The 1,358-nt window shown below is 62.2% G+C and carries 1 protein-coding gene; it reads right to left on the bottom strand.

Translation table 11 applies throughout. From position 1 onward, the window contains the following. Nucleotides 1-45: 45 nt before the first annotated feature. Entirely contained in the window at nucleotides 46-1,206 is a 1,161-nt protein-coding gene (locus tag ACE04F_RS13865; protein WP_486107520.1) for a zinc-binding metallopeptidase family protein, read from the bottom strand. Between the last annotated feature and the right edge of the window lie 152 nt (nucleotides 1,207-1,358).

Raw genomic sequence — 1,358 nt, 5'->3', positions numbered from 1 at the left:
GAAGGCGTCGGTACATTCGAGATAGGTGCGGCCTCCTTCCACAGACTACAACAGCACCTCATCCGCCCGACCACCCTCCTCCTGGATCACCAGATGGATGAAATGCAACTTGGTGATCACCGCCGCCGGCACGACAAACGGGTAGAAATCCGGCTGGCCCATGCTGCGCGAAAGTTCGTTGAGCATGCCGGCCAGTTCGATCCAGGCGTTGACGAACGACAGGAACGCCTTAGCGCCGGCGTGCTCGGGGTCGAACAGGGTTTCGGCGGGAAATGGTTGGTAGTCGAAATCCATTTCCCGCGCGCTCATGCCGAAGCCCAGCGCCGTGTCCACCGCGTCCATCATGTGCAGATAATGAGCCCAGGTTTCAGCCCAGTCTTCCCATGGGTGCATGGTGGCGTAGGCGCTGACGTAACGGGATTGCCAGTCCACTGGCGCGCCTTGCTGGTAGTGCCGCTCCAAGGCTTCGGAGTAGCTGGCGCGCTCGTCGCCGAACAGCTCGCGGAAGGGTTGCAGCCAATGGCTGTCGGCAATCAGGCGATCCCAATAATAATGGCCCACCTCATGGCGAAAGTGTCCGAGCAAGGTGCGATACGGCTCGCGCATCTGCTGGCGCACGTGTTCACGGTGAGCATCGTCGGCTTCTTTGATATCGAGGGTGATGAGCCCACTGGCGTGCCCGGTCGTCGGCGGTTTGCCGTCGAGGTCGACGCCGATGAAATCGAAGGCCAGGCCGATATTCTCGTCGACGGTCTTCGGAAGGACCGGCAAACCGAGGGTGATCAGTTGCGCCACCAGCCGACGCTTGGCGGTTTCGACCTTGCGCCAGCGCTCGGGGTTTTCCGGGATCGACAGGTCGGGAATCGTGCGGTTCAGGCTGCAAGCGATGCACAGCGTGTCTTGCCCGTTGGCAGGCAGCAGCCAGTTACACGACGCCGGGGTATCGAGATTGGCGCAGCGACGGAACAACCCCGCCTGCGGATCGACGTCCAGGGTCCAGGTATCCGGTTGCTCGCCCGGCTGCAGGGACGACAGCCGGCTCTGCTCCGGCTGATAGCCCAACGCCGCCAGACAGGCCAGACATTGGCTGTTGCGAAAGAATAACGACTGGCCGCAACGACACGGCCAGATCTTGCTGTTGCGTGATCGGTCGCCCAGGAACGGCGCAGCGATGCGTGAGCTCAGTTGTTCGAAGAAGCGGTACATGGCGATCTCTCCCTGGAGCCTGCAAGACTAGATCACCCTGCGTGCATGATCGTTCCCACCTTCTGGCCATGGACGATACCCGTGGCGAGGGAGCTTGCTCCCGCTCGGCGGCGCAGCCGTCGCAAAACCGGCTGATGCGCTCCACCTGGAGG

Source organism: Pseudomonas sp. AGC41, from assembly GCF_057334555.1.
Note: the sequence above shows the minus strand (reverse complement) of the source record. Positions and strands in the feature narration are given on the sequence as shown.